23 protein-coding genes are annotated in these 24,465 nt (G+C 47.4%); all 23 read left to right on the top strand.

The features are described from left to right. Positions 1-101 precede the first annotated feature (101 nt). The 23 genes from V7R88_RS07255 (at position 102) to V7R88_RS07145 (ending at position 24,431) form a co-directional block, all read left to right on the top strand. Entirely contained in the window at positions 102-1,145 is a 1,044-nt protein-coding gene (locus V7R88_RS07255; protein ID WP_057717149.1) for a helix-turn-helix domain-containing protein, read from the top strand. After that, on the top strand, positions 1,132-2,571 hold the full coding sequence (locus tag V7R88_RS07250) for a RecQ family ATP-dependent DNA helicase (protein WP_057717150.1): 1,440 nt from the start codon (positions 1,132-1,134) through the stop codon (positions 2,569-2,571). Before V7R88_RS07255 ends, V7R88_RS07250 begins: the two co-directional genes overlap by 14 nt. Before the next feature lie 61 nt (positions 2,572-2,632). Further along, positions 2,633-3,265 (top strand): LysM peptidoglycan-binding domain-containing protein, encoded by a 633-nt coding sequence (locus V7R88_RS07245; RefSeq protein WP_057717151.1) that lies wholly within the window; start codon positions 2,633-2,635, stop codon positions 3,263-3,265. A gap of 34 nt (positions 3,266-3,299) precedes the next feature. Then, positions 3,300-3,986, top strand: a complete 687-nt coding sequence (gene cmk, locus V7R88_RS07240) for a (d)CMP kinase (protein WP_057717152.1) — start codon at positions 3,300-3,302, stop codon at positions 3,984-3,986. A gap of 89 nt (positions 3,987-4,075) precedes the next feature. Continuing rightward, positions 4,076-5,365, top strand: coding sequence for a 30S ribosomal protein S1 (rpsA, locus tag V7R88_RS07235; protein WP_060598941.1), 1,290 nt, complete (start codon positions 4,076-4,078; stop codon positions 5,363-5,365). 135 nt (positions 5,366-5,500) lie between these two features. Then, positions 5,501-6,811, top strand: a complete 1,311-nt coding sequence (gene der, locus V7R88_RS07230; protein ID WP_003640588.1) for a ribosome biogenesis GTPase Der — start codon at positions 5,501-5,503, stop codon at positions 6,809-6,811. A 250-nt stretch (positions 6,812-7,061) separates the two neighbouring features. After that, a complete protein-coding gene (locus V7R88_RS07225) occupies positions 7,062-7,337 on the top strand; it encodes an HU family DNA-binding protein (RefSeq protein ID WP_003640587.1) in 276 nt (91 codons plus the stop codon). Positions 7,338-7,546: 209 nt separating this feature from the next. Continuing rightward, positions 7,547-8,815, top strand: coding sequence for a tetratricopeptide repeat protein (locus V7R88_RS07220; RefSeq protein WP_057717154.1), 1,269 nt, complete (start codon positions 7,547-7,549; stop codon positions 8,813-8,815). A 110-nt stretch (positions 8,816-8,925) separates the two neighbouring features. Beyond that, the gene (locus V7R88_RS07215) at positions 8,926-9,723 is read left to right on the top strand and encodes a Cof-type HAD-IIB family hydrolase (RefSeq protein ID WP_057717155.1); all 798 of its coding nucleotides are present in this window, start codon (positions 8,926-8,928) and stop codon (positions 9,721-9,723) included. 310 nt (positions 9,724-10,033) lie between these two features. Continuing rightward, positions 10,034-10,819 carry a 4-hydroxy-tetrahydrodipicolinate reductase gene (dapB, locus tag V7R88_RS07210; RefSeq protein ID WP_003640583.1) on the top strand — a complete coding sequence of 262 codons (786 nt, stop codon included), beginning with the start codon at positions 10,034-10,036 and terminating at the stop codon, positions 10,817-10,819. Next, the gene (locus V7R88_RS07205) at positions 10,816-12,039 is read left to right on the top strand and encodes a CCA tRNA nucleotidyltransferase (RefSeq protein ID WP_057717157.1); all 1,224 of its coding nucleotides are present in this window, start codon (positions 10,816-10,818) and stop codon (positions 12,037-12,039) included. Before dapB ends, V7R88_RS07205 begins: the two co-directional genes overlap by 4 nt. Positions 12,040-12,095: 56 nt before the next feature. After that, complete coding sequence (locus V7R88_RS07200; RefSeq protein ID WP_057717158.1) at positions 12,096-12,551, top strand: hypothetical protein; 456 nt, start codon at positions 12,096-12,098, stop codon at positions 12,549-12,551. Positions 12,552-12,732: 181 nt separating this feature from the next. Further along, positions 12,733-14,643, top strand: a complete 1,911-nt coding sequence (locus tag V7R88_RS07195; protein ID WP_338816108.1) for an ABC-F family ATP-binding cassette domain-containing protein — start codon at positions 12,733-12,735, stop codon at positions 14,641-14,643. A gap of 12 nt (positions 14,644-14,655) precedes the next feature. Further along, complete coding sequence (locus V7R88_RS07190) at positions 14,656-15,606, top strand: thymidylate synthase (protein ID WP_057717160.1); 951 nt, start codon at positions 14,656-14,658, stop codon at positions 15,604-15,606. 9 nt (positions 15,607-15,615) lie between these two features. Further along, positions 15,616-16,107: a dihydrofolate reductase gene (locus tag V7R88_RS07185; RefSeq protein ID WP_057717161.1), complete on the top strand. Its 492-nt coding sequence runs from the start codon at positions 15,616-15,618 to the stop codon at positions 16,105-16,107. Between the two features lie 106 nt (positions 16,108-16,213). After that, positions 16,214-17,065: a DegV family protein gene (locus V7R88_RS07180; protein WP_057717162.1), complete on the top strand. Its 852-nt coding sequence runs from the start codon at positions 16,214-16,216 to the stop codon at positions 17,063-17,065. A gap of 149 nt (positions 17,066-17,214) precedes the next feature. Continuing rightward, positions 17,215-18,159, top strand: a complete 945-nt coding sequence (locus tag V7R88_RS07175; protein WP_057717215.1) for an SGNH/GDSL hydrolase family protein — start codon at positions 17,215-17,217, stop codon at positions 18,157-18,159. 12 nt (positions 18,160-18,171) lie between these two features. Beyond that, positions 18,172-18,816 (top strand): YpmS family protein, encoded by a 645-nt coding sequence (locus V7R88_RS07170; protein ID WP_057717163.1) that lies wholly within the window; start codon positions 18,172-18,174, stop codon positions 18,814-18,816. Between the two features lie 11 nt (positions 18,817-18,827). Next, positions 18,828-19,049 carry a YozE family protein gene (locus V7R88_RS07165; RefSeq protein WP_003640574.1) on the top strand — a complete coding sequence of 74 codons (222 nt, stop codon included), beginning with the start codon at positions 18,828-18,830 and terminating at the stop codon, positions 19,047-19,049. A gap of 29 nt (positions 19,050-19,078) precedes the next feature. Then, a complete protein-coding gene (locus tag V7R88_RS07160) occupies positions 19,079-20,557 on the top strand; it encodes a S41 family peptidase (protein WP_057717164.1) in 1,479 nt (492 codons plus the stop codon). A 370-nt stretch (positions 20,558-20,927) separates the two neighbouring features. Then, complete coding sequence (locus V7R88_RS07155; protein ID WP_072535259.1) at positions 20,928-22,403, top strand: MFS transporter; 1,476 nt, start codon at positions 20,928-20,930, stop codon at positions 22,401-22,403. Positions 22,404-22,677: 274 nt separating this feature from the next. After that, positions 22,678-23,736 carry an LLM class flavin-dependent oxidoreductase gene (locus V7R88_RS07150; protein ID WP_024521597.1) on the top strand — a complete coding sequence of 353 codons (1,059 nt, stop codon included), beginning with the start codon at positions 22,678-22,680 and terminating at the stop codon, positions 23,734-23,736. Continuing rightward, positions 23,733-24,431: an NADPH-dependent F420 reductase gene (locus tag V7R88_RS07145; protein WP_057717165.1), complete on the top strand. Its 699-nt coding sequence runs from the start codon at positions 23,733-23,735 to the stop codon at positions 24,429-24,431. Before V7R88_RS07150 ends, V7R88_RS07145 begins: the two co-directional genes overlap by 4 nt. The last annotated feature ends 34 nt before the right edge of the window (positions 24,432-24,465 follow it).

Genomic DNA, 24,465 nt, shown 5'->3' with positions numbered 1-24,465 from the left:
CATCCTGAGTGAAGTTGGGCTAACTCACCACCAACTTAAGAAGTTAAGCTGGCCCTTGGTTGGGAGCCGGTCAAATTAACAAATGTAAAGGAGGGCTCACCGTGTTTCCAGACTACGTTTTATTGTTATTCAGTACGACGCCGCGACGAGCAAAGAGTTTGTTTAATGTCTTACGCGGCCGCCGCACGGTCTCCACACTCTTTGCCGGGTTGACCGCCGGCTATTTAGATCTACTCGACAGTTGTCACACGGTGCCCTTAGAAGACTTTATGGCGGCAACTGAAGTCCTCACCGAAAATGGTCAATTGGTGAGTACGACCGCGGGAAGCTGGCAACTAACGCCGGTGGGGGCGCAACGGCAAGCCGAGTTCCGTCAGACGCTATACTTACCCCGGAATTTTCAGGTGTTTCAAACTACGGATGTCCGTCGATTTATGGTCGTCAGTCAACTCGCCTTACAAGTTGTCTCTGAGCTTGTGCATCATGATCGCCATTATTATCCGGTGACGACTGATCCGGGAATTCAAGCACAGGTCAAGCAATGGTTGCGCCGTCAATCGAAGGCGACACTCGGCGAACAGATTCATGCGGCTTTGACCGCCTTCTTAACGAGTTTGGAAGATGCAGAGTTGCCAACGGTCTTCGTCCAGGGGCTCACAGGTTATCAAGAACCCGGGCTAACGAATGAACAGTTAGCTGAACAACTAGGTCGGCACCCCTTCGAGACTGACATGATGCACACCGATGTAATCTGCCAGTGGATCAAGTGGATCCAGCAGCACCCGCAGGATCCATTTGCTCAATTGTTGGCGGCGTTCACTCAAGCGAGTCCCATCAGTCAAAGTGCGCTGCAAACCTACCAAGCATTTTTAACGACCCACCAACTCGCGGCAATCGCGCAGGCCCGGCATTTAAAGATGAGTACGGTACGTGAACACTTGCTGGAAGTCGCGATGTGGTCGCCTGATTTTCCGTATGAAATGGTGCTGGATCATGAGTTAACGCAGCAATTGACCAATATCTTTGCGGCGCAACCAGATGTTGCAAACTGGTCGTTTCAGGATGCCCAGGCTGCATTACCCACGTTAGATTTCTTTGAATTTCGGTTATTTCAGATTATGAGGTGTCAGCATGTCAGAAGATGAATTGTATCGACTGTTGAAAACGAAGTATGGGTTTGATGAATTTCGCCCCGGCCAACTAGCCGTTATTCAGAAAATATTAGCAGGTCAAGATGTCTTAGCGGTATTACCGACGGGAACCGGTAAGTCATTGATTTACCAACTCGTTGGGACTGCGTTGCCAGGATTAGTGGTAGTGGTCTCACCGCTGATTTCCTTGATGCAAGATCAGTTGGCACGCTTAAACTATCAAGGCGAAAAGCAAGTGGCCGCCTTGACTTCGCAACTCGATTATGGTGCTCGCCAGCACCTGCTGAATCATCTCGGCCAGCTAAAGTTCCTGTTTATTTCGCCAGAAATGTTGAGTCAAGACCAGATTCAAGCGGCGCTGATGCGTGTGTCACTGGCGTTACTGGTGATCGACGAAGCCCACTGCATTTCGACTTGGGGGCCGGATTTTCGTCCCGACTACCGCCGTCTCGGCGAGATTCGGCAACGGTTGCGGGCACCAAGAACGTTAATGCTCACCGCCACGGCCACGCAACGCGTTCGGCAAGATATTTTGACGCAGTTAGCCGTTCCGGACGCCCAACAGGTCTTATATTCAGTCAATCGGCCCAATATTTATTTAGCAGTTGAGCAGGTCAATGACGAAGATCATAAACGGGCGACCTTACAACATCTAGTGACGAGTGCGCGCGGACCAGTCATCGTCTACTTTACTTCCAAGCGGCAAACTGACTTGATAGCGGAGTGGCTGCACACGACGACTACGTTACGGGTCGCGGCCTATCACGCGGGGCTAGCGACTGATGACCGCTTCAAGATCCAGCAGCAATTCATGGCGGGACAGTTGGATGTGATCTGTGCCACGTCTGCTTTTGGGATGGGAATCAACAAAGCTGATATTCGCCTGGTGGTCCACTACCACTTACCAACGACACTAGCCGACTACGTTCAAGAAATCGGCCGGGCGGGGCGTGATGGCCAGCAGGCGATGGCGATTATGTTGTACGCACCGGGCGACGAAAACCTGGTTCGGAATCTGAACGAATTGACGGCTGCGACCCCCAATGAAATCCAGCAAGACTACAGTCGTTATCAAGCACAGCAACCGCCGACGGATGACCGTAGTAAAGTCTTGCAGTCTTACTGGCTACAAGGAACGCCGCCGCAGACCGTTGCAACCATTTTTGCTGATCGCCAAGCGGCTAAGGAACGTGAACTGCGAGCACTCATGAGTTACGTCCAAACCACGACTTGTCATCGGGCCGTAATGCTAACTTACTTTGGTGAGGCGGCCGTGACTCATACAGAACAGTGCTGTCAGCTAGCTGGTGAACCGTTACCGCTTGATGCGTTAGGGCTGACAGCGACACATGACGAGGCTGTGGCCCCGCTAATGTCGTGGGAACAGCGCTTAGCTCAATTGTTTTTACCAAATTCTTAAAGAAATCAATTCAGGGTTATGTTACAATATTGGTTGAAAGTTTTTTGAGGAGGAACACCCTATGAGTCAAAAAAATGATAATGACAAATCCCAAGCGGATAAGCCGTGGGACAAAACTTTTGAAGACGATCGGGATGACTCGGGCAATTTATCGCGAACTCAAAAACGAAAACAAGACAGTAGCAACTCCACGCTAACGACCGTGTTAGTCGTGCTAATATTGTTGCTTGCTTTGGCACCAATTGGCTACTTTTTGGTGAAAAAGAATTCGCTTAATAATCCGCAACAGACTGAACAAGTTGCTAGTTCGAGCTCGAAAAAGTCATCGGCCAGTGTTGCTGCCAGCAAGTCATCGACTGCTGCTAGCAAGAAGAAGGCGGCCGCATCGTCGAAAAAGGCTGCTGCCAAAAGCAGTAGCTTGGCATTGGCTAGCTCTAAAGCTGCCAGTTCCAAGGCTGCTAGTTCAGCCGCTGCTAGCTCGAAAGAAAGTGCGAGTACTGACGACAGCAGCGCTAGCAGTAGTAGTAGCTCCTCAGAATCATCTTCAGGGACTAAGTACGTCACGGTAGAAGCCGGCCAAGGAGTCTATCGGGTCGCTACGAATGCTGGAATCTCAGTGGATAAACTATTAGAACTAAACGGTTTATCATCTGACGCAACGATTTCAGCTGGTCAACGGTTACGTGTCCGTTAATACGCGATTTTTTCAGATTGTGAGGGGTTAGTTAATGGCTAAGCAAGCATTACAGGTGGCCATCGATGGTCCGGCTTCAGCTGGCAAGAGTACCGTAGCCAAACTCGTTGCAAAACGGTTTGGCTATATTTATGTTGATACCGGCGCCATGTATCGGGCGGTCACATACTGGGCAATGCAACAGCACATTGATTTAGCGGATGAACCGGCCGTAATTGCGGCGATGAAGTCGCTCAAGATTAGTTTTAAGCCCGGCGAACCAGATCAACTGGTTTTTGCCAACCAGGAAGATATTACGGCGGCAATTCGCCAACCAGACGTGACGAATAACGTTTCGACGATTGCAGCGCTACCACAAGTTCGTACCATTTTAACTGAGCAACAACGTGAAATGGCCAATGCCGGTGGAATCGTGATGGACGGTCGTGATATCGGAACAACGGTATTGCCAAATGCCGAAGTTAAGATCTTCTTAGTTGCTTCGGCGGCTGAACGGGCCAAGCGCCGCTATGCCGAAAATATTAAAAAGGGGATTGACACGCCCCTGGCTCAGCTCCAGGCTGAGATCGAATTACGCGATCACAAAGACTCAACGCGGAAAGTGTCACCATTAACACAGGCAGCGGACGCCACACTTGTTGATACGACGCCAATGTCAATCGACGAAGTTGTTGCTGCCATTGCCGAAATTATTACAAAAAAACAAAGTTCAACAATCTAATTGCATTAACTTAATGCTTTTAGCTAGCTTTTCATTGCATTTTCAGCTATGATATAGGTTAGAGTTATTGTTGACAGGAGGAAATTTGCATGAGTGAAAACGAAAACAGCCAAGAGAAAAATGAACTTTTAGACGCTTTAAACAGCGTTGAAGAAGTAAACGTCGGTGACGTTGTTAAGGGTGAAGTCTTAGCAATTGACGACGACAAACAAGTAATTGTTGGTATCCAAGGTACCGGTGTTGAAGGGGTCGTTCCTTTGAAGGAACTCTCAACACAACGGGTTGACGATGTCAACGAAGCCGCTAAAGTCGGTGATGTCTTAGACTTGGTTGTCATTTCTCGGATTGGCAGCGACAAGGAAAACGGCAGTTACTTACTGTCACATCGTCGGTTAGAAGCTCGCAAAGTTTGGGACGATGTTGAAAAAGAATACGAAGCAGGTCATACGATTAAAGCTCCGGTAACGCAAGTTGTTAAGGGCGGGTTAGTCGTTGACGCTGGTGTTCGTGGCTTCATCCCTGCCTCAATGATTGATGATCATTACGTTGAAGATTTAAATGCCTACAAAGGCCAAGAACTTGAACTTAAGATTATTGAAATTGAACCTAGCGAAAACCGCTTGATCTTATCACACCGTGCCGTTGTTGAAAAGCAACGTGAAGCACAACGTGAAGAAGCTTTGAAGACCTTACAAGCTGGTGACGTCGTTGAAGGTAAAGTTGCGCGTTTGACGAACTTCGGTGCCTTTGTTGACCTCGGTGGGATTGATGGTTTGGTCCATGTTTCAGAAATCTCATACGAACGGGTTGAAAAGCCTGCTGATGTATTGAAGGTTGGTCAAGAAGTCAAGGTTAAGATTTTATCCGTTGATGCTGACCGCGAACGGGTTTCATTATCAATCAAAGCAACCTTACCAGAACCTTGGGATGGTATTGAAGAAAAAGCACCACAAGGGGCTGTACTTGATGGTAAAGTTAAGCGTTTGACGAGTTTTGGTGCCTTTGTGGAAGTCTTCCCTGGTGTTGAAGGGTTAGTTCACATTTCACAAATCTCACACCAACACATTGCCACACCAAACGATGTCTTAAAAGTTGGTCAAGAAATCAAAGTCAAAGTCTTAGACGTTCGTCCAGACGAAAAGCGGTTAGCTTTATCAATTAAAGCTTTGGAAGAAAAGCCACAAACTGCTGACGATGATAACGAAAGTCAACCAGAACGTCGGAGCAACAACAACCGTCGTCGTAACAACAACCGGGACAACCGGACTGCTAGCGAACGTTCAACGGCTAACGCTCCTGAAGAATCAACTGGTTTCACTTTAGGTGATTTGATCGGTGACGAATTGAAGAATGCTGAAAGCAACAATGATGAAAACTAATCATTGATTGATTAAAAATACCCTTCAAGCTTGCCTTGAAGGATATTTTTTTAGGAACAGATTAGTTGGTGCTACCAATTAATCTGAGACTCGTGGCGGGAACCTGACAGCTGCGAGGGCAAAGGAGGAGTTAATATGGCAAAACCAGTTGTCGCCATTGTTGGGCGACCAAACGTTGGTAAATCCACGATCTTTAACCGGATTGCTGGTGATCGGATTTCAATTGTTGAAGATACACCAGGTGTGACCCGTGACCGGATTTACGCCAACAGCGAATGGCTTGGTCAAGAATTTAGCCTGATTGATACAGGTGGAATCGATATTGAAGATGCCCCGTTCATTAAGCAGATTACGCAGCAAGCTGAAATTGCAATCGACGAAGCTGACGTTATTATTTATTTAGTAAGCATCAAAGAAGGCGTCACAGACGCTGACGAACACGTTGCCCAGATCTTGTATCGGTCGAACAAGCCGGTCGTGCTGGGTGTCAATAAGGTCGATAATCCTGAGCTTCGGAGTGAAGTTTATGACTTTTATTCCCTGGGCTTTGGTGATCCGTATCCTATCTCAGGTGCGCACGGGCTCGGTCTTGGGGACTTACTTGACGCGGTCATTAAAAACTTCCCTGAAAAAAGCGGGGAAGACGAACCGGGGACGATTCGGTTCAGTTTGATTGGTCGCCCGAACGTGGGTAAGTCATCAATTGTCAACGCCTTGCTGGGCGAAGACCGGGTCATTGTTTCTGACGTGGCCGGGACGACCCGGGATGCCATCGATACGAAGTTTACTGATCAGGATGGTGACCGGTTCGTGATGGTCGATACGGCCGGTATTCGTAAAAAAGGCAAGGTCTACGAAAATACTGAGCGTTACAGCGTTATGCGTGCGCTCAAGGCAATCGATAATAGTGACGTGGCCCTCTTTGTTATCAATGGTGAAGAAGGCATTCGTGAGCAGGATAAGCGGGTTGCTGGTTATGCGCATGAAGCGGGTAAGGGTATTATCATCGTGGTCAATAAGTGGGATCTGGTTAAGAAGGATAACCACACGATGCAAGAATTCGAAGCGTATATTCGTGATCAGTTCGTTTACTTGAGCTACGCGCCGATTATCTTCGTCTCTGCTAAGACGAACCAGCGCTTGGAGCAATTGCCAGCGCTCATCAAGAAAGTCAATACGAACCATATGCGGCGGATTCAGTCGTCCGTCTTAAATGACGTTATCATGGATGCGATTGCGATGAATCCGACCCCGAGTGACAATGGAAAGCGGCTACGGGTCTACTATGCCACTCAGGTGGCGATTCAACCCCCAACCTTCGTGGTCTTCGTGAACGACCCTGATATGATGCACTTTTCATACGAACGGTTCCTTGAAAATCAAATTCGCAACGCCTTTGATTTTAGCGGGACACCGATCCACATGATCGAGCGGCGTCGTAAGTAGTCAAAAGCGCGTAAAATCAGCATTTTAGCACATTCTTTGATTGATGTAAACGATTATCATCTTTTTGCGCTATTTTCGCTGAAAAGGCTAAAAAAGCTTGCTATTACAGCATTCCTATGCTATCTTTGATGAAGAAATGATGCTTGTTATCGTTTCTCTCATTTTTGGACCACTCAAAAATGATCATCTGGATCATCGATGTTAAAAAGCACGGCGATCCTTCACTCTGTAACGGGGAGGTGAATCAAACATGGCAAACAAAGCTGAATTAGTTAACAACGTTGCTGCGGCAACTAACTTAACGAAGAAAGACGCAACTGCTGCAGTTGACGCAGTCTTTGCATCAATCCAAGACACTCTTGCAAAGGGTGAAAAAGTTCAACTGATCGGATTTGGTAACTTTGAAGTACGTGAACGTGCTGCTCGTAAGGGCCGTAACCCACAAACTGGTGACGAAATCCAAATTCCTGCAAGCAAAGTACCTGCATTTAAGCCAGGGAAAGCTTTAAAGGACGCAGTTAAATAATGCATATCAGTTAATGAAATGCAAACATGAAAGTCAGTATAGCGACCGTTATACTGGCTTTTTTGCTGTCGTCTGCGGTATGATAGACTGTCAGGTCAAACGACCTACAGCTGGTATCGTGAGTGGCGGTATCGGGCTGATTACTGAAATAAATGATGAACCACGGCGACTAAACGCAGTCGTTCTTAGTGGGTTAAAGGATGGGTGTAATGAGTTATTCAGAAAAAATGCTCGCAGCACTATCAAACGGGCAAATTGACACGGCCAAAAAGCACTTTGCATGGGCCTTACGTAAAGACGATGACCAGACGCTGTATAGTTTGGCTGAAGAACTGTACGGCCTGGGTTTCTTAAATCAAGCGGAACGGACTTATAAGAAGTTACTGGCTAAGTATCCCGATGAGGACGATTTACGGACCAGCCTGGCTGATATCGCGATCGATGAGGACGATACCGACCTCGCGCTCGACTATTTACAACAAGTTAAGCCAGACTCGCCGGCTTATGTTCAAGCTTTGCTAGTTGAAGCTGATTTATACCAGACCCAGGAACTATTTGAAGTCAGTGAACAGAAGCTCAAAGAAGCCTATCAGTTGGCACCAGACGAACCGGTCGTTGAATTCGCACTCGCCGAATTTTACTTCCTGATTCGTAATTACAGTCAGGCGACCCGTTTCTACTTGGACTTGATTAAGCAGGGGCAACTCGAAATCTCCAAAGTTAATCTAGTTGAACGGCTAGGGGTCGCTTATGCGGAGTCGGGACGCTTCGAACAGGCGGTGGGTTATTTGGAACAGATCAAGCCTGCCAAGCTCACGCCGGACAGCCAGTTTGAGTTAGGGTTTACCTATTTGCAATTAAACGAACCCCAGAAGGCCATTGACATCTTCGACAAGCTGCGGGAGCAAGATGATCAGTATGCGTCCCTGTATCCATACTTGGCCCAGGCCCAAGAACAACTTCATCAACTGGACAAGGCGTTATTGACCTTACAAGAAGGTTTAGCGGTCGACCAGTACAATGAGCAGCTGTACTTGCAAACGGCCCGCTTAGCCTTGAAATTAGACGATCAGGAATTAGCTGAAAAGTATTTGCGGGAAGGATTGAGCATTGACCCTGATAACTTGACCACGGTATTGGAACTTTCCAATTTATTAGTTCAGCAGGAACGTTACCAAGACAATATCGACTTGTTGGATCAATACTTGCAAAGTAATGAATTCGACCCACAGTTCTACTGGAACCTGGCGATTTCTAATGATCATCTTGATCATTTTCAGGCAGCTAAGGATAATTATGAAGCGGCTTATCCGTTCTTTGAACATAACAAGGACTTCCTCAAACCGGCGATTTATTTCTTCCGTGAAGCCGGAATGGCTGACAGTGCCGTAGCAGCATTACGGAATTATTTAACGATCGAACCGGATGATGGTGAAATGGTCGCGATGCTAGAAGACTACGAGGATCAGGGTTACTAGGACGGTGGTTCTCTACAGCTTGCTGAAAGTTCCATTTCTAAAGCTATTGAAAACACTTTCAGCTTTGGTAAAATGAACGTATATCAAATTCAAGTGAGGCGTTTACTATCGTGAAAGTAGCTATTATTGCCACCGATTTGGATGGCACGTTTTTGAGAGACGACCATCAGTTTGACCACAACCGGTTCCAAGCCCAGTTGGACAAAATGAACGCGCAGGGTCAGCACTTTGTCGTGGCGAGCGGCAATCAGCTGCAACATTGCATTGACGTTTTTGACGGGATCAGTGGTGAATTGACCTATGTGGCTGAAAATGGCGGGTTGGTCATTGATAATCACGGTAACGTGTTGGCTGAAAGCTTGATTGCGCCAGCGCTTTATCAGGAACTATTGAATTACGTGGCGACTGAACCGGCACTGGCGGGTGCTGAGATCTCGATCTCCGGTAAGCAAGGGGCATACATCCGGCCTCAAGATGACAGTCCAATCATGCGTTACTACCTGAGCCGACTGCAGATCGTGCCATCATTGTTGACCATTGACGACCATATCTATAAAGCCACTTTTAGTTGGCAAGATACGGATGCTGACGCGCACGCCGCTTTGATCAACCAGCAATTTGCTGGCCGGTTACGTGCGACTGTCAGTGGTGGGAATGGGCTCGACGTCATTCCGCCCCATGTTAATAAGGCGACTGGGCTTGCTTATTTGCAACAGCATTGGCATATCGCTGCGAGTCAGACGGCTGCGTTTGGGGATAATGGCAATGATCTTGAAATGCTTCGAGAAGCTGATTACAGCTTTGCGATGCAAAATGCGATTGCCCCCGTCAAAGAGATGGCCACGTATCTGACGTCCCATGACAATAATCATGATGGGGTCCTCGCAACCATTGACACGTTAATCTAGCGTCGTCAGTGATCATTACCGAATGAAATCGTAGTTAGCAGTGTTTGACCGAGCGGGACCACCGCGTTGAGTCAAACACTGCTTTTTAAGTCTTCTATGCACAAATTGGGCGGACACGAGCTGCCGAACGGAACCGTAAATCGGCGTTACACCAGCCCGTGTTAGTCGCGCTACGCGAACCATCACGGGCTGATTTGACAATTTAAGCGCGCAACGCAGAAGTTTAAGGATGTTTGCCGAGGATTCTCCTGCCTAATTTGGTCATTGTCTGCTAAAATATAATTAGCTTAATCTTGAGGAGGAATTTATTGTGGTAAAAGTAATTGTTGCCGGCTATAAGGGTCGGATGGGTAGTACGGCCGCTCAGATGGTCATTGATAATCCTGATTTTGAATTGGTTGGGGTCTATGACGCGCGCAGTGGAGAACAAAATCTAGGTGAGGACGACCGCTTTAAGGGTCAAGACGTGCCAGCTTTTCATGATTTAGACCAAATTAAGACGGATGCCACGGTCTGGATCGACTTTACGATTCCAACCGCCGTTTATGAAAATGCAAAGTTTGCACTTAACCATGGTATTTCGCCCGTTATTGGGACTACTGGGATGACCGATGAACAAGTTGCCGAGTTGCAAAAATTAGCGAAGGACAAGCAAGTGGGCGGCCTCATTGCGCCTAACTTTGGGATCAGTGCCGTCTTGCTCATGCAATTTGCCCAACAAGCAGCGAAGTACTTCCCAGACGTTGAAATTATCGAGATGCATCATGACGATAAGATTGACTCGCCAAGTGGGACTGCTATCAGTACGGCTAAGAAGATTGCTGAAGTTCGGCAACCAAAGGAACAAGGCAATCCTGACGCCACTGAAACCTTACCAGGCGCACGCGGTGCCGAATATGAAGGGATGCGGATTCACGCGGTTCGGTTGCCTGGACTAGTGGCGCACGAAGAAGTCATGTTTGGCGGTCCTGGTGAAGGGTTAACGATTCGCCAAGATTCCTTTGACCGGATCTCATTTATGACGGGTGTCAAAGTGGCGGTTGAAAAAGTTAACCAGTATCACGAACTCTTTGTTGGTTTGGAGCACTTACTATGATTTTGACGCAGTTGCCAGCTGAGTTTCAAGCAGCTAAGCCGATTATTAAGACGATCGAAGCGGCCGGCTATGAGGCGTACTTTGTTGGTGGGTGTGTTCGCGATACGATTTTGGGCAAGCCCCTACATGACGTCGATATTGCGACCAGCGCGTTTCCGGCTGAAGTCAAACAATTATTCAAACGAACGGTTGATACGGGAATCGAGCACGGGACGGTGATGATTTTAGATCACGGCAATGGTTATGAAACGACGACGTTTCGGACTGAATCTGGTTACCAAGATTTTCGGCGCCCTGATCAGGTCACGTTCGTTCGGTCACTGAAAGAGGACCTGAAGCGCCGGGATTTCACAATCAACGCCTTAGCCATGACTGCTAACGGTGAAGTGATCGATCTGTTTGACGGATTAGCAGACATGCAGCGCGGCGTCTTGCGTGCCGTTGGCGTTGCTGAAGAACGTTTTCATGAAGATGCGTTGCGAATGATGCGGGCCGTTCGGTTTGCCAGCCAGTTAGGCTTTACCATTGAATCACAGACCGAACAGGCAATTGCGGATAACGCGGCGTTGTTGACGAAAATCGCCGTGGAACGGACGCGTGTTGAGTGGGAGAAGCTGCTGATGGGTCAGCACCCAGTTGCCGGTTTGACCGGCTTGCTGACCACTGGCTTGTATCGGTATATGCCCGCCATGGCCGATCAAGAAGCGATGCTGCAGCAGTTAATGGCACTGCCGGCTTGGCATTTGCCGAGTATTGAGAGTACCTGGACCTTGCTCAGTTGGGCCATGCACCGGACTGACGAAGCAGCAATTCGCCAGTTACTAAAGACGTGGAAGACGAGCAATGAACTGATCAGTCATGTGACGGCCGCTGTTAAGGCGCTGACAGCATTGAAGCACAATGGTCAGCTAACTGCGCAAGAGAACTTTTACACGGGCTTAGACGCACTAAGAACGGCCAATCAGGTGGCGACGATTTTAGGCTTTGGTCAGGACCAAGCACAATTGGCGCAAGCTTATGCTAGCTTACCAATTCATGACAAGCATGAATTGGCCATTAACGGTGGCGATTTATTGAAGGCAAAACTGGTGACGCCTGGGCCAATGATGGGCCAAATTCTCGCGGCTTGCTTGCAGGCCGTGGTGATGAAACAGGTCCCAAATCAACAGGATGCTTTGCTTGATTTTGCAAGGATGGTAGCGGATTCAAAAAACCATTGATATTTTCTATGAATCTGTTACGATTAAAGTGAAACTAATTCAATGAGGTGATTTAAATGGAACGAGCATTAGAAGCATTGAAATTTCATTTTCGGAATGGTGACACTTGGACAGTTCATCATCAAGATATCTCTGACCTGTGGATTGGCCGGGTAACGACGAGTTATGGCCGAATTAAAGGTGGTCACATGACCATCATTCACCCTTGCAAATCATTCAAGGCTGAATTTAAACCTGACGCCGATGCGATTGACCCAGATACGACCCAGTTATCATCCGTGACAAGTGGGATGTTTGAACGGGTAACGCATTATCAAGATATTGAAAAAATTGACATCCTGTTTGGTGACGAACGCGGTAGTGAACAAATCTACTTGCCATTCAAGCCGCGGGATGCGGATGGTATCGACAACATTTACCAGACGAGTTCATTAGCTAGTGATGGAAAATTACACTTAGTCGTTGATGATGAACGGACCGTCTTTGATGTTTACGGTGATCACAATAATTAAGATGTTACCAAAAACTCTTGGGGCCGATCGGGCCTTAGGAGTTTTTTTGTGACTCGCGCCCAATCGTAATCGATGGTCGTTAGGAAATATTAACGTTGATTTGCGCGTTTGTCAGTTGTGTTTTAAGCCGATTCTAGCTAAGATAGAACTTAATGATGTAAAAAAAGGGTGGATCGTAACAATGCAAACTTTAAGAGCAGAAAATCTGACCCGAACTTATGGTGAGAAGACGTTATTTCACGATATTTCATTTATTGTGAATGAACATGACCGGATTGGTGTCATTGGCGTTAACGGGTCCGGGAAAACGAATTTATTAGACGTATTAGCCGGGATTACGGCGCCGGAAGCCGGTCAACTGGTGATGCCCAAAAATTATACGATTGGTTATTTAAAGCAAAAGCCGGAGCTTGATCAGAATCTGACGGTCATTGATGCCGTGTTGGCCGGTAGTCAGCAAGTCTTTCGAACGATTCGCCACTACGAGCAAACGTTGGCTGCTTACGCTGATCATCCCGAAGACCAAGCGACTCAAAAAGCCTACGTGGCCGCCGAGGATCGAATGAACCAAGAGGATGCTTGGACGGCTGAAAGTGATGTCAAAACGATTTTGACACAATTACACATCACCGACCTGACGCAGACTGTCAGTCAGATGTCAGGGGGCCAACAGAAGCGGGTGGGCCTGGCGCAAGTGTTGATTCAATCACCGGATCTTTTATTACTAGACGAACCGACCAACCATCTTGATTTTGACTCAATCGAGTGGTTAGAAAGCTATTTAGCTAGTTATAAGGGCGCGTTGATTGTCGTGACCCATGATCGGTATTTCTTGGACCAAGTCGCCAACCAAATGTTTGAATTGTCATTCGGCGAGCTGCATAAATATACGGGGAATTACCAAGATTTCGTGCAAGCGAAAGCTGAACGGGTCGCCCGTGACGTGTTAGCTGAACACAAGCAACAGCAACTGTACAAAAAGGAACTGGCTTGGATGCGTGCGGGAGCACCCGCGCGTAGCACGAAGCAACAGGGGCGCATCAATCGGTTCAATGATTTGAAGGATAATTTGAATACGCTCCAAGTTGATAACGATGTTGATATTTCGCTCGGTCAGCAGCGTTTGGGTAAGAAAGTAATTGAGTTAAAGGACGCGAGCTTGCAGTTTGATCGGCAAACCATCCTGGATCACTTTTCGATGTTGATCCAAGCCAATGACCGCATCGGTATCACTGGAATCAACGGTGCCGGGAAATCTAGTTTATTGAATGTGATTGCGGGTCGACTGCCACTTGACAGTGGGACCGTGACGATCGGTGAGACCGTCAAGATGGCCTATTATACGCAACAGACCGAACCGATTCCGGGCGACAAGCGTATCATTAATTACTTGCAAGATGTCGGTGAGACGGTCTTGAATAAACAGGGCGAGCATGTTTCAGTGACTGAGTTACTAGAAGAATTCCTGTTCCCACGTTCGATGCACGGTACGCTGATTCGCAAGTTATCCGGGGGCGAACAGCGCCGGTTATACTTACTGAAGTTGTTGATGCAACAGCCGAACGTCCTCTTATTGGACGAACCGACTAATGATTTGGATATTGGTACGTTAACGGTGCTGGAGAACTACCTCGATGATTTTGTCGGGACCGTCATCACCGTTTCCCATGACCGCTATTTTTTGGACAAGGTCGGCACGAAACTGCTGATTTTTGATGGTCAGGGGCATATTGAACGCTATTCTGGCCGTTTCTCCAGTTATTTGAAGGATCAAAAAGACGCGGCCAAGCCCGCAGCCAAGGCCAGTGCGACAAAAACTACGGCTAAGCCGGTCACGGATGACTCGACCGCACCAGTGACCAAGAAGGCCAAGGTCAAGCTGACTTACGCGGAACAGCTCGAATATGACAAGATCGAAGGGGTTATCGAGCAATTGGATAGCCATAAGAGTGAGATCGAAGCGGCGATGGCTGCCAATGCCAGTGATTATGGTAAGTTAGCTGACTTGCAAAAAGAATTGACTAAGACGGAACAAACGATTGATGAGAAGATGGATCGCTGGGACTACCTCAGCCAGTATGCAGAAGCCTGAAAGGATGATCGCATGTTAGAAGATAGTTATTTACAACTCGCGCGCACCATTTTAGAACACGGCACGTATAAGGATGACCGTACCGGCACGGGAACATACAGTGTGTTTGGTTATCAGATGCGCTTTGATCTGAGTCAAGGTTTCCCGTTATTGACGACCAAAAAAGTGCCGTTTGGACTGATCAAGAGCGAATTACTATGGTTTTTGCATGGTGATACGAATATTCAGTATTTATTGCAACATCACAACCATATCTGGGACGAATGGGCGTTCAAAAATTGGGTCACGAGTGCCGATTACGACGGCCCTGACATGACGAATTTTGAACATCGCCGGCTAGATGATCCCGACTTCGCACCGATTTATCAAGCGCAGATGCAGACCTTTGATGAGCAGATCTTGGCCGATGATGCGTTTGCGGCTAAGTATGGTAATTTGGGTGACGTTTACGGTGCGCAATGGCGTCACTGGCAAACGCGTCAGGGAAAGACGATCGATCAAATTGCCAATGTGATTGAAATGATCAAGACGCATCCGGATTCGCGGCGGTTGATCGTTTCCGCTTGGAATCCAGAAGATGTGCCGAACATGGCGTTACCACCGTGTCACACCCTGTTTCAATTCTATGTCGCGGATGGTAAGCTCTCTTGCCAACTCTACCAACGTTCAGGCGATGTTTTCCTAGGTGTGCCATTCAATATTGCGAGTTACGCGTTACTGACCCATCTAATTGCTAAGGAGACGGGCCTAGCAGTGGGCGAGTTCGTGCATACGTTGGGTGATGCACACATTTATACGAACCACGTGGAGCAAGTTAAAACGCAGTTGAGCCGGCAACCCCGGCCAGCACCCCAGCTGACTTTAAGTGGGGCGCATGACAGTATTTTTGATTACCAAATGAGTGACATTAAGCTCAGTGGCTATGATCCCGCACCGGCAATCAAAGCGCCGGTCGCGATTTAGGAGGCCGCAATGATTGCACTGATATGGGCAGAAGATCAAAATGGCCTGATTGGCAACCAGGGCCAGCTTCCCTGGCATTTACCTGCAGATATGCAGCGGTTCAAGGCGCTGACGACCGGACACCATGTTGTGATGGGGCGCAAGACCTTCGCGGGTTTTAAACGCCCGCTCCCCCGGCGGACCAACTGGGTGCTCTCACGTCAGCCTGATTTGAAGTTGCCACCGGAAGTCCACCAACTAGCAGATGTGGCGGCGATCCAAACACTGGCGGCCGCCCATCCGGATGAACCGATTTTTGTCATTGGTGGTGCGGTGGTGTTTGCAGCCGTGTTACCGGTGGCCGATTATTTATATCGGACGCGTATCAACGCAAGGTTTGATGGTGATACCTGGATGCCAGCCGTGGATTACACGCAGTGGCAGCTGGTGAGCCAACAAGTTGGAACGGTGGATGAGAAAAATCAATATCCGTACGAATTTGATGATTTCCGCCGGCGTTAATTCAGCGGCAACCGTGAAACTCAGGCAGATTTCTGCTATACTGAAAGCATTAATTTTATTGTAACGATCGTTTAACCGTTACAAGTATAAGAAAGCGTGGCAAAGTATGACGAAAATCAAGATTGTGACCGATTCTTCGGCAAATTTGACGGATGCCGAGGTAAAAAAATACGATATTACCGTGATTCCGTTGACTGTCATGATCGATGGCACCATTTACGTGGAAGATGAAACGATTACGCGTGAAGAATTTATTGACAAGATGGCAACGGCTAAATCTTTACCAAAGACGAGCCAACCGGCACTCGGAACGTTCATTGAAACGTTTGATAAGTTAGGTGCGGATGGCGCGAGTGTGATTTGTATCAATATGCTCGAAGCCATTTCAGGAACGGTGCACACAGCGGAACAAGCGGCTTCGATTACGAAGACTGATGTCACCGTGATTGACGCGCGGACGACCGATCGTGCGATGGCCTTTCAAGTTTTGACTGCTGCTAAGTTAGCCCAGAGTGGTGCTGACAAACAAGCAGTCATTGATCAGATTCATGCAACTCAGGCCCATACCAAGCTATTTATGGGCGTCATGACCCTGAATAACCTCGTTGCTGGTGGTCGAATCAGCCGGCTGACGGGAGCTATCAGTACGTTGCTGAATGTTAAGATTGCCTTGGAAGTTGATGACGGCACCCTGGATGTGAAGATGAAGGGGCGCGGTGTTAAGGCGATTAATAAATTTTTTGATAAGGTTCTCGACGATATTATCGCAACGCCGAACGTCGCCGAAGTTGCGATCTCTCATGTTGGCGCCACGGAGCGTGTGGAAGAATATCGGGCACGCCTACAAGCGGCTTTACCAAGTCTCAAGGTCAGTGTTCAACCAACGGTGCCAATTATTGCGACCCATGGTGGCCCGGGTGCGTTTGCCGTGGAATATCATACGCAAGTGCCAGCGTAAAGTGAGCGGTGTCCCACAGGCGGCTTGTCTACGAGCACTAATGGCAAATGGTGATCGTCCCAACAGGGGATGGTGACCATTTTATTGTTCCAAGATGAGTTAGCGCTGATTAGATGGACTGCTCAACGGTGAAGAAAGGTTGGATGCCAATGTCCAAAGTTAAAGAAACCATCAAAATCATTTTAGTGGTGGCGGTGTTAGCGGTCGGTGTATTTTTCGGGGTCAACTATTTGCTGCATCCGCAAAATGAATCGGCGACGACGACCCCAACAACGACTAAAAAGACTACTGCTAAGAAGACGCCCCATAAGGCGCAGATCAACTTGGTCGCGGTCGGTGACTCCTTAACGGAAGGGGTCGGCGATGAGTCGGAGGGTGGCTACGTTGGTCAAATCAAACAAACGTTGACGACTAAGCAAAAGCTGAAGGTGACGACCACGAATGCTGGTAAGTCCGGTGATCGGAGTGACCAGATTTTAGCACGCATCAATAAGTCGAAAGCGTTACAACAGAAAATTGCCAAGGCGGATGTGATTACCGTGACGGTTGGCGGTAACGACCTCCTGCAAACGCTCGAAGGGTCCCTAACTTCTAACAATACGGCCAAAAATAACGCGACGGTTGCTAAAGCGCAAACTTTATATGCGAATAAACTAACCAAATTATTTAATAAGTTACAAAGTTTGAATGGCACTGCGTCAGTTTTTGTCTTTAGCATCTATAATCCAATTTATGTGAACTTTCCAAATGTGACGTCGATCACGCACTACATTAGCCAGTGGAATGATCAGACACAGACGACGGTTAGTCAATACAAGCACACCTACTTTATGGATATCAATTGGACGATGTCGCACGGCCAGTACAAGACGGCGGCGCAGATTCGTAAGTTGAAGAAAGCAGCGAGTGCCACGACCTTAACTAGCTTAACCAGCTCAAAGGCCATTACCGGTGCGTTAGAGACGGAAAACAAGACGAATGATTTGATTTCGACTGCTGATAATTTCCATCCCAATAAGCGGGGGTATCGTGTGTTTACAACCAAACTGTATCAGACCATGATGGTCCATGATGCGTGGTTGATCAAAAAATAGGGAGGTAATGAGATGCGGGAAGCACAACGAAACAAGCAGGCACCAGCACCTAAAAAGCCGAAGACAAACGGCCCAATCAATGTTTGGAAATGGGTCGCCGTTGTCTTGATTGCGTTGATCGTTGGTACCGGTGCTTACGTCGGCACCCAGGTCTTACGGTCGCCTAGTGAAAGTACCAGTTTGACGACTGCCAGCAATACGGACGCGGCTAGTGTGCCGATTACAATGAATCGAAAACAATTAAACGCCCTTGCGAGTTATTATTTGAATGATCTACAAAAGGGCCAAGACATGAAATATCGCTTCGTGGTCCGGTCTACCGGCGCTTATTTGCTCGGAACGACGCAGGTACTGGGGCAAAACGTGTCGTTTGTGATTACGATGAAACCAAGTGTCATCGATAACGGCAATATTTCGTTGAAAGCAACCAATTTATCAGTCGGGACGATGTCCTTGCCAATCAGCTTTGTGATTAATTATATTAATAATAATTACAAGACACCTAAGTGGGTCAAGCTGAATGCCAAGAAGAAGACAATCGACCTCTACTTGAATAAATTAGTTGGTAAACATGATGTTCGTTATAGTGTAGATAAGCTTGATTTGAAGAATAATCAGTTCAAGTTCGAAATGCATATTCCAAAAACTAGTGACTAAGGAGTGAATTCATGCATAAAACATTTTATACATTTTTGATGACGCAACGGAACCCAGACAGTACCGATGCCATTGCCGAATTTGCCAATAATGCGTTTTTGGATCAATCGTTTCCAAAGCAGAGTAAAGATTTTCACGAACTCTCACAATATTTGGAATTGAACGCTGGTTATTTGCCAACGATGACGGTCTTTGATGACGCGTGGCAAGCCTATTTGGCAAGTGAAGCTTAAATTAATTTGTAGGAAAGAGGACGTTCGGTATGCCAGAGGAACCCAAACAAACTAATCCGCACATAAAAAAAGTGTCCCGGCCCAAGCGACGCGTTGGTCTATGGACCTATATTATTTCCATTGTCGTCGCATTAGGTATTGGGGTTGGTGGGACGTACTGGCTGATCGGTCGGCAAGTCAATGCCCAGCTCAGCAGTATGCAGCAGACTAGTAAAGCGATGAAAAAGATCGAATCAGTTTATGAAACGATCAATGAGAATTACTACAAACCGGTCAATGCGAATAAGTTGGCCAACGGTGCCATTAACGGCATGGTCAATTCGTTAGGTGATAAATTTTCCGAGTACATGGACAAGAGCGAGACGGAAAGCTTGAATGACACGATCGACAGTTCGTTTTCTGGAATTGGTGCCCAGGTTCAAAAATCTGGCAACTATGTTCAAATCATTTCACCAATTGCTGGTACGCCAGCTAAGAAAGCTGGTTTGAAACCGAAGGACATTATTAAGGCGGTCAATGGCAAGTCAGTGGCCGGTAAGACCTTGACACAAGCCGTTAGCATGATGCGTGGTAAGATCGGGACGACGGTCAAATTGACGATTGAGCGCAGTGGTCAAACCTTTACCGTAAGTTTGAAGCGGGCTAAGATTCCAGTGACGACCGTTGATTATAAGTTAGTCGGTGGCGATAAGAAGATCGGTTATATTACAGTATCGACCTTCTCGACGAATACTGCTAAGGAATTTAAGACGGCGTTGAAGGCACTCGATAAGAAGGGGGCCAAGAAGTTAGTCATCGATATGCGTGGTAATCCTGGCGGGTTGATGACGGCTGCCTTGAAGATGGCCTCAATCTTCTTGAAGAATGGTAAGACGATCATGCAGGTCCAAGCACGCGATGGTTCGACCGAAAAATACACGGCGTCCAAGAAGTATGATGGTGGCTTTAAAGAAACGAAGCCAACGACCGTCTTAATTGATGGTGGGAGTGCTTCGGCAGCTGAAATCTTCTCCGCAGCCTTGCATCAATCGGCAGGTGTTAAACTGGTCGGGTCACAGTCATATGGTAAGGGGACCGTTCAAACGGTGACGACTTTTAATGATAAGACTGAGATGAAGATCACGGTCGCGAAGTGGCTGACACCAAACGGCACTTGGATCAACAAGAAGGGCTTGACACCTGATGTTAAAGCTGATGAGCCGAGTTATGCAAGCTTGACGGTTATTAGCAAGGTCAGTGATTTACAAGCTGACAAGGTCAATAGCAATGTCAAGACGTTCCAGAAGTACTTGCAAGCCTTAGGTTACTTTAAAGGAACCGTTAATGGCTACTTTGGTGATTCAACCACCAGTGCGGTCAAGCAGTATCAAAAGCATGCCAAGTTAACGGTCAATGGCAAGGTCGATAAACAGACACTGACTAAGATCGAGACTGAATTAGCTAATAAGATCAGTGATAATGATCGGGCTTACGATGCAGCAATGAAGTTGATTGAAAAGACGAATTAGTTCAAAGCTGATTCGTATATTTTAAAAGGTGTGACCGAAATCCGCATGGCTTTCGGTCACACCTTTTTAGTTGCGGAATTTTAATGCGGCACCGGCAACGAAGCTTTGACAAGATGGAGGTGAACCTACGAAATAGGCTCAGAAATAGCTGGTCACGCGTGCTTCATACATCGACAGTGGGAAGTCCTATTCTTGATGAACTGAAATCAAGATTTAGACTTGCCTTGCAGTGGGGGTAAAGCGGTATACTAGAAATTGTGCGTTAATTGATCGGTATGAAATAGTGAATTTCAACGGGTTGGATTGAGGTAACTTTTAGCTGAACGACTGACGAGATGTTTAGCAATTATAGATAGAAAGAAGTTTTGTTGTGAATCGACGGGCCATTTATTTTGTTCAGGGCGCCCTGTTACTATCGAACGTTATGGCTGGTATCGATAGTACGAATGTGAATACGGCGCTACCAGCCATTATTGCAGATTTACACGGTCTACGGTTAATGGCGTGGATCGTCGCTGTTTTCTTACTAGGAACGGCCGTTTCGACCTTGATCTGGTCAAAAATGGGTGAGCGCTTTGGTAATAAGCGCGCTTATCAAATGACGACGGCACTCTTTATTGTCGGCTCCTTACTACAAGGATTAGCACCCAACATCTGGTTTTTGATTATTGCTCGGGGTATTGCGGGTCTCGGCAACGGGGGGATGATTTCCTTACCTTACATCATGTATGCGGATATTTTTAAGAATCCGCGTGATCGAATGCGGGCACTGGGACTAGTCTCGGCTTGCTTTAGTATGGCAACGATTATTGGCCCCATGGTCGGTGGTGTGATTGTCGATGTGTGGTCTTGGCACTGGATCTTTTACCTCAACGTACCAATTGGGATTGTCTCAGCCGTGCTGTTACAAATCTTCTATCAAGAACCTAAGCGGGAACATAACTTGCAACCAATGGATCGTGCAGGGGCGTTATTGATGGCGGTTGGGATCATCAGTTTGCTTGGTGGTATTGAACTGATCGGCATGGTGTCGTTATGGATTGTCGCGATCGTGATCGTGGGGGCGCTCATTGTGTTGGGCAGTTTAACCATCGTGGAACGTCGCGCTGTGGACCCGGTTATTCCGGGCCGCCTGTTTAAGAACGCGCCGTTAGTGGTCGATTTCGTCTTATTTGTGCTTATTTGGGGCGCGTTCGTTGCCTTTTTGACGTACAGTCCGATGTGGGCTCAGGGCTTGCTAGGGACGTCAGCGTTAATTGGGGGCGCCACGCAGATTCCAAGTGCTTTTGCTAATTTTGGGGGTAGTGAATCAGTTCCCCGCATGCGGCGGCACTTGACGCCCCATCGCGTCTTGACGATCAATATTATCATTTTGACGCTGACCTTCGTTCCATTGATGATTGGCGGTGTTAAGCTTCCATACTGGGTCTTACTCTTAGCTGGCTTCTTTGAAGGTTGGGGCAATGGGGCCTGCTTTAATGAGCTGCAGGTTAAGGTCCAAGTAGACGCTGATCAACGTGACATTCCAGTTGCGACTTCGTTTAGTTATTTGATTCGGATGCTCAGCCAGACGTTTACCACGGCTATCTTTGGGCTAATCATGAACCAAGCTCTGACTAGTGGGGTGGCACGATCGGATGGTAAAATCACCATGGCGATGATGAACCAGTTAAGTGATGCTAGTCGGGCGGGCCGGCTACCAGCGCACCTAGTGCCGATGATGCGTGGCATCTTACACACTGGACTACAAAATATCATGATTGTTGCGTTCGGATTAATGATCGTCGCTTTAGTGATCAACTTATGGGCACAACGTCATGAAACGCAGCGGCAGGTCCAGGGCTAGATAGCCTGTGCAAACTTGATTTTTGCAATGATGATTGATTCGGAAAAACTTACGGAGAGGTATTCTAATTGAATACCTCTTTTTGGTCGGTCGTCGATGGTTGGATCGCTGAATTACTACCGCACCGGAATTTAGCTAATTGGCAGATTGTTTTTGATTATGATTGATGGCTAGCAAGCTGGGCCTATCAATTGCATTTAAAGCGATAATACGCTATATTAACGTCAATCACTTACTAAAAGTAACCAAAAATAAAAGTAATGGGGGCCTTAAGATGATTGATGTTAATCAACTAGAATTTGGGTTAGAAACATTTGGGGATATTGTCGCGAACGCGGATGGTAGTTTACAGTCGGCGGGAGAGTCATTGCGCCAAATCGTGCGCGAAGGTCAGTTAGCGGATCAGTATGGGCTGGATGTTTTTGGCATTGGTGAACATCACCGACCAGACTACAGTGTCTCAAGTCCGGAAACGGTGTTAGCAGCCACCGCTGCCGTGACCCAGCACATCAAATTAGCGTCAGCAGTAACGGTGCTGAGTTCCGATGACCCGGTTCGAGTTTATGAACGGTTTGCAACGTTAGACGGCCTGTCTAATGGGCGCGCCCAAGTGATGTTAGGACGGGGGTCGTTTACCGAATCGTTCCCGTTATTTGGCTATGATTTGACGGATTATGATGATCTATTTAACGAAAAACTCGCACTATATGACCAATTGCGAACGGAAAAGCCGGTGACTTGGTCGGGTAAGTTTCGGGCTTCGTTAACGAATCAAGACGTGTATCCAAAGACAGCTACTGGTGAACTTGAGACTTACATTGGGATTGGTGGTTCACCAGAATCAATTATTCGCGCGGCTAAGATTGGCTATAAAGTCATCATTGCAATCATCGGTGGCCGGGCGGACCGATTTAAACCGTATATCAAACTGTATCACGAAGCCGCTAAAAAGTTCAATCAGCCAGCTTATCCGATTGCGGTGCATTCGCATGGATTCATTGCGGATGATCAGGATGAGGCCTTGACGGTGGCTTATCAAAATATCAAAGCTAATTTTGATCGCATTGGATTGACCCGGGGATGGGCGCCAATGAGTCACGAACAATTTGACCGTGAAACAAAATACGGGTCGTTTTATGTTGGGACGCCGACCGTGGTTGCGCAACGGATCGCGACGACGATTGAAACACTGGGGCTGGGGCGCTTTGACTTGGTATACGGGGCCGGTAATCAAACGGCGGCTCAACGTGAACGGATGATTGAATTGTATGCGACACAGGTGATTCCACAAGTTAAAACTATTTTACAAGCGAAGCAGGTGACGACTAAATGACAGTCAAAAACGTTGGAATCCTCGGCGCCGGTAAAGTTGGTATCGTCTTAGCGGAACTGGCATTGGCGGCCGGTTATGACGTTCGCATTTCGGGTTCTGGCAAAGTAAGCAAAATTGAATTAACGATTCAAACACTAGTTCCGGGTGCGATTGCGTCGGAAAATCAGGATGTCATCGCCAACAGTGAGTTAATTATTTTAGCATTACCGCTGAGTCGTTACCGACAAATCCCGGCTACGGCGCTTGATGGTAAACTTGTAATTGATGCTATGAATTATTGGTGGGAAACAGACGGGGTACGGGAAGAAATTCTGGATCCCCAGACGTCCTCCAGCGAACAAGTCCAGCAATACTTCAAAGGGAGCCATCTGGTTAAAACACTGAACCATATGGGTTATCATAATCTGCAAGAAGACGCCCGACCTAATGGTGATCCGGCGCGGAAGGCCCTATTGGTAGCTGGTGATGAACCCCAAGCCGTAGCAACTGTGGCCCACTTTGTGGAGACGCTTGGGTTTGATCCCATTAGCTATCCCCGACTGGCGGATGGTATTATGACTGAGCCTGGCAGTCCGTTATTTGGGGCCAGTTTAAGTGCGACCGCGCTTCAGCAAATCATTGATCATTTTGATGAAACTGATTTTGGTCGTGCACTTGCGGCCAAACATGCATTGGATGCTGAAACAAACGAGTAGTTAAACCAAACTAAAATGCGGCATTCAACTTGAA

It is taken from the genome of Lactiplantibacillus argentoratensis (assembly GCF_037290055.1).
Lineage (GTDB): Bacteria > Bacillota > Bacilli > Lactobacillales > Lactobacillaceae > Lactiplantibacillus > Lactiplantibacillus plantarum.
The sequence above is the reverse complement of the archived record's forward strand: the minus strand, read 5'-3'. Positions and strand labels throughout refer to the sequence as shown.

What these genes read in the sequence shown, in the direction of transcription:
- V7R88_RS07250 (WP_057717150.1), top strand. Translation starts at nt 1,132, where the DNA reads ATGTCAGAAGATGAATTGTATCGACTGTTGAAAACGAAGTATGGGTTT.
- V7R88_RS07245 (WP_057717151.1), top strand. Translation starts at nt 2,633, where the DNA reads ATGAGTCAAAAAAATGATAATGACAAATCCCAAGCGGATAAGCCGTGG.
- cmk (WP_057717152.1), top strand. Translation starts at nt 3,300, where the DNA reads ATGGCTAAGCAAGCATTACAGGTGGCCATCGATGGTCCGGCTTCAGCT.
- rpsA (WP_060598941.1), top strand. Translation starts at nt 4,076, where the DNA reads ATGAGTGAAAACGAAAACAGCCAAGAGAAAAATGAACTTTTAGACGCT.
- der (WP_003640588.1), top strand. Translation starts at nt 5,501, where the DNA reads ATGGCAAAACCAGTTGTCGCCATTGTTGGGCGACCAAACGTTGGTAAA.
- V7R88_RS07225 (WP_003640587.1), top strand. Translation starts at nt 7,062, where the DNA reads ATGGCAAACAAAGCTGAATTAGTTAACAACGTTGCTGCGGCAACTAAC.
- V7R88_RS07220 (WP_057717154.1), top strand. Translation starts at nt 7,547, where the DNA reads ATGAGTTATTCAGAAAAAATGCTCGCAGCACTATCAAACGGGCAAATT.
- V7R88_RS07205 (WP_057717157.1), top strand. Translation starts at nt 10,816, where the DNA reads ATGATTTTGACGCAGTTGCCAGCTGAGTTTCAAGCAGCTAAGCCGATT.
- V7R88_RS07200 (WP_057717158.1), top strand. Translation starts at nt 12,096, where the DNA reads ATGGAACGAGCATTAGAAGCATTGAAATTTCATTTTCGGAATGGTGAC.
- V7R88_RS07195 (WP_338816108.1), top strand. Translation starts at nt 12,733, where the DNA reads ATGCAAACTTTAAGAGCAGAAAATCTGACCCGAACTTATGGTGAGAAG.
- V7R88_RS07190 (WP_057717160.1), top strand. Translation starts at nt 14,656, where the DNA reads ATGTTAGAAGATAGTTATTTACAACTCGCGCGCACCATTTTAGAACAC.
- V7R88_RS07185 (WP_057717161.1), top strand. Translation starts at nt 15,616, where the DNA reads ATGATTGCACTGATATGGGCAGAAGATCAAAATGGCCTGATTGGCAAC.
- V7R88_RS07180 (WP_057717162.1), top strand. Translation starts at nt 16,214, where the DNA reads ATGACGAAAATCAAGATTGTGACCGATTCTTCGGCAAATTTGACGGAT.
- V7R88_RS07175 (WP_057717215.1), top strand. Translation starts at nt 17,215, where the DNA reads ATGTCCAAAGTTAAAGAAACCATCAAAATCATTTTAGTGGTGGCGGTG.
- V7R88_RS07170 (WP_057717163.1), top strand. Translation starts at nt 18,172, where the DNA reads ATGCGGGAAGCACAACGAAACAAGCAGGCACCAGCACCTAAAAAGCCG.
- V7R88_RS07165 (WP_003640574.1), top strand. Translation starts at nt 18,828, where the DNA reads ATGCATAAAACATTTTATACATTTTTGATGACGCAACGGAACCCAGAC.
- V7R88_RS07160 (WP_057717164.1), top strand. Translation starts at nt 19,079, where the DNA reads ATGCCAGAGGAACCCAAACAAACTAATCCGCACATAAAAAAAGTGTCC.
- V7R88_RS07150 (WP_024521597.1), top strand. Translation starts at nt 22,678, where the DNA reads ATGATTGATGTTAATCAACTAGAATTTGGGTTAGAAACATTTGGGGAT.
- V7R88_RS07145 (WP_057717165.1), top strand. Translation starts at nt 23,733, where the DNA reads ATGACAGTCAAAAACGTTGGAATCCTCGGCGCCGGTAAAGTTGGTATC.